This window comes from Kamptonema sp. UHCC 0994 (genome assembly GCF_029167235.1).
GTDB lineage: Bacteria > Cyanobacteriota > Cyanobacteriia > Cyanobacteriales > Microcoleaceae > Kamptonema.
On record NZ_JARFTR010000299.1, the window covers coordinates 1 to 2,841 of the forward strand.

A 2,841-nucleotide genomic window follows, 5' to 3' on the forward strand; every position below is an offset into this window, starting at 1 on the left:
TTAATAATAAGTTAAAGCTGTTAAAACGCAGTGGATTCGGGTTTAGAAATTTTAAAAACTTTGAAATACGAGCTTTGCTTTTTTGGCATTTTCCTAAAGAATTAGCATACTAAGTACGGAAGAACCATAAGTCTTGAGATCGGGAGAGTCAGTCTCAGCAAAAACTGCTTTAAGATAGCCATCCCAATAACCAGCACAGTTCCCCTAGATGTATAGCCAGCAGGCTTAAGAGCTAACAAATAGGAATAGTAAGAACCATCTTTTAAAGCACTAACATTCAAACTTGGAGTGACCTTAACTTTGCAATTGTAAGGATTATCAACCTCACTTAAAACAAGTTCAAGAGGGGACTCAAGAGCATAAGCAGGCTGACTAACATCAGAAAGCTTAAGTAACCTATCTAAAAGTTGAAGATTATCAGCCATTTTTTACGGTGCAATAACACAAGTTGGTAATGTAGTTGTAGGCAAAATTACTTTTGGTGGTTCTCCAAATCCTGTATAAGAAACCAATAAAGCAATAAAAGCTCCTTGAACTAAGAATAAAAACCAACAAATCAAAAGATGGTCAAAAGAACGATCGTAATCAATTCTCATACACGTCTACGCCGCCGCCAAACTTTTTCTTCCCAGGTTTCAGCAATTATCGTTGTTGATGTAGTTGGATGTGTCGATGTTACTGTCGGTTGAGCAGCAGACACAACTACAGAAGCTAAAATGGCTTCAACTAACATAGTAAAGTCCTCAAGAATTATAGAAATAGTAAAACTAATCTTTAAATAAAACAATCCGAGAAAATACGTAATTATTTTCACTACGCATTGTCATTTTCACTATATATTGCAATTTTTAATTAAAGATGAGATTCTAAAATCACAATATTAGTGACAGCAAATGAACATAAGAACACAAATTGAAATCTTAAACTTTCTAAAAACCCCGCAAAAACTACGACAAAAACAGTCGCCGTCAGACCATCCAGAGTTCTACGCAGACACCTTTTTTTTAGGGGGGGGAAGAGTACAGTTAAATTTTCGACTTAGACGATCGCCCCCAGGAGCGGATAAGATGAAGAACTTCTTCGACAGTTGCACCAAAGGCGATCGCCTCTCTGACTTGTGCCGCCCTGGAAGATGAAATCGGGTTAGTGGAATTGCCGCCGGGGATGTGCTGATGATTTACCCCGTTGCGATCGCGCCATGAAAATCTGAAGTATCGGTGGCAACCCTTGGCAGTTCCAGCAGGGTGATAAAGATTTACAGCATCCATGCTCAAGCCGGAAGCCGGGGCAAATAATTCGCTAACAGGCTCAGTCAGGGTTTCAGGCTGTGTTAGCGAATTAATGGCAGCGGAGTCGCCAACAGAGAGAAATAATTCGCTAACAGGCTTAGTAAGGGTTTCAGGCTGTGTTAGCGAATTATCGGGAACAGAACGGCGGTCATCGATGCTGCGCGATCGCTCATATTGGCAAATGTCAAACAACGACAATTGGCAAAAAACAGAAGTAGTTTTAAGTTTAACCATGTGCGATCGCTAAGTGTTTTTAAAAATCGTCATCCATCAAAGCAGATCGAACAATTTCCATAACTGCATGGTGGTAAGACGCGAATCGCCACCGCATCCAAAAACCTCGCTACTTTTATTCCCCCGGTGGTGAACTCCCAGTTCGCTTGGGAGGACCAAAACTGTCAGGCAGTTCCTCGATTGACTTTCCTTTTGATTTAAGTAAACGGTTGAGAGCTTTGATTTGAGGAAGCCCTAAACTTGCAGGGGTAACTCCTCTTTCCCAATTGCTAACCGATTTAGAGGAAACTCCAATAATTCGAGCAAGCTGTTCTTGTGAGAGGTCTAGCTCCTCCCTAAGTGTTTTCAATGGAGACCCCTCCTCTGGCTGTTCTGACTGCTGATGGCTCCGTTTCATAATAATAGCAATTATTTCTAGAAACAGTTACTTGACAAATCGAAAGTTTTGCTAGAAACTGTTTCTAGTGGGTAGACACACGAAAGGCGACTCAACGAGCCGGACATGGGTATGACGTGACTTGTAAAGCGCCTTAGTTGCAGTCTCTCATAGGTAAATTCACTGATAGGTAAAGTTAGTTGAAACTTTGCAGGAGACTTTTATGGTTGAAAATCAGTTTTCTATCGGCGACTTAGTAGCGCACAAGCATTATCCAGAGAAAGCGATCGGTCGCATCACCCAGTTTTATGCCAGCGGTCGGGTGGGAGTTGATGACGGATGCCGACCTCGAAGCTTCCTTAGATTGAGCATGAAGAAGAGTTGGATGCGATGGCTACGCCCGCCGAAGGCATCAGCACTGAATGCTGTGAGAACGATCCCTGCATTGACTGTGACGATTATTGCGACTGTTCAGACTGTTCAGAATCAGAAGGTGAGGACACTGAGTCAGAAGTGATGGAAATTCCACCGCTGGAAGTTAAGGAGTTGGAGGATGCGATCGCACCGGGGGAAGTTCCGCCGCTGAAAGTTGAGGGTGTGGAGGATGCGATCGCTACTTTCTCTGTAATTGAATTTTCCCCGGCGCTAATTGAGGCATTGACCGAGGCCATAAACGCTCAATTCTCCGAAATTGAGGAGTTGGATGCGATCGCTTCCTCCCCTAATTCAAAATGAATCCTGCACTTTACATCGACCCCAACTCAGTAAACAAATCAAACCCTTTACGGAAAATCCTAGAAGATTTAGCATTAGTAGAAACTGAGTGGGAATGGCCCTATGTCGCCTACAAAAACGTAGACACAGAAATTCAATCAGGATTTCTCAGTTACATCCGTATCGGCTACTTCTTAGACCGGATGCGATATCACAAACTGTATAAAA

General features: G+C 42.6%; 9 protein-coding genes. 4 read left to right on the plus strand and 5 right to left on the minus strand.

Annotated features, from left to right (window positions below; all coding sequences use genetic code 11):
- Positions 1-113, plus strand: a 113-nt coding sequence (locus tag PY364_RS26645; RefSeq protein WP_275570741.1) for a transposase, incomplete at its 5' end; no start/stop codon positions are given.
- On the opposite strand, the gene PY364_RS26650 is transcribed toward PY364_RS26645, so the two are convergent.
- The 5 genes from PY364_RS26650 to PY364_RS26670 all read right to left on the minus strand — a co-directional run bounded on the left by PY364_RS26650 (position 102) and on the right by PY364_RS26670 (position 1,920).
- The gene (locus PY364_RS26650; protein ID WP_275570733.1) at positions 102-425 is read right to left on the minus strand and encodes a hypothetical protein; all 324 of its coding nucleotides are present in this window, start codon (positions 423-425) and stop codon (positions 102-104) included. The genes PY364_RS26645 and PY364_RS26650 overlap by 12 nt on opposite strands.
- A gap of 3 nt (positions 426-428) precedes the next feature.
- Positions 429-596, minus strand: a complete 168-nt coding sequence (locus PY364_RS26655; RefSeq protein ID WP_275570734.1) for a hypothetical protein — start codon at positions 594-596, stop codon at positions 429-431.
- A complete protein-coding gene (locus PY364_RS26660) occupies positions 593-733 on the minus strand; it encodes a hypothetical protein (RefSeq protein WP_275570735.1) in 141 nt (46 codons plus the stop codon). The genes PY364_RS26655 and PY364_RS26660 overlap by 4 nt, the downstream gene beginning before the upstream one ends.
- Before the next feature lie 292 nt (positions 734-1,025).
- The gene (locus PY364_RS26665; protein WP_275570736.1) at positions 1,026-1,523 is read right to left on the minus strand and encodes a hypothetical protein; all 498 of its coding nucleotides are present in this window, start codon (positions 1,521-1,523) and stop codon (positions 1,026-1,028) included.
- Between the two features lie 115 nt (positions 1,524-1,638).
- Positions 1,639-1,920, minus strand: a complete 282-nt coding sequence (locus PY364_RS26670; protein ID WP_275570737.1) for a helix-turn-helix transcriptional regulator — start codon at positions 1,918-1,920, stop codon at positions 1,639-1,641.
- Between the two features lie 202 nt (positions 1,921-2,122).
- Between PY364_RS26670 and PY364_RS26675 the strand changes: the two genes are divergently transcribed.
- The 3 genes from PY364_RS26675 to PY364_RS26685 all read left to right on the plus strand — a co-directional run.
- Positions 2,123-2,416 (plus strand): hypothetical protein, encoded by a 294-nt coding sequence (locus PY364_RS26675; protein ID WP_275570738.1) that lies wholly within the window; start codon positions 2,123-2,125, stop codon positions 2,414-2,416.
- Positions 2,416-2,634 carry a hypothetical protein gene (locus tag PY364_RS26680; RefSeq protein ID WP_275570739.1) on the plus strand — a complete coding sequence of 73 codons (219 nt, stop codon included), beginning with the start codon at positions 2,416-2,418 and terminating at the stop codon, positions 2,632-2,634. The genes PY364_RS26675 and PY364_RS26680 overlap by 1 nt, the downstream gene beginning before the upstream one ends.
- The coding region (locus PY364_RS26685; protein ID WP_275570740.1) for a hypothetical protein at positions 2,631-2,841 on the plus strand (211 nt) is incomplete at its 3' end. The genes PY364_RS26680 and PY364_RS26685, both read left to right, overlap by 4 nt.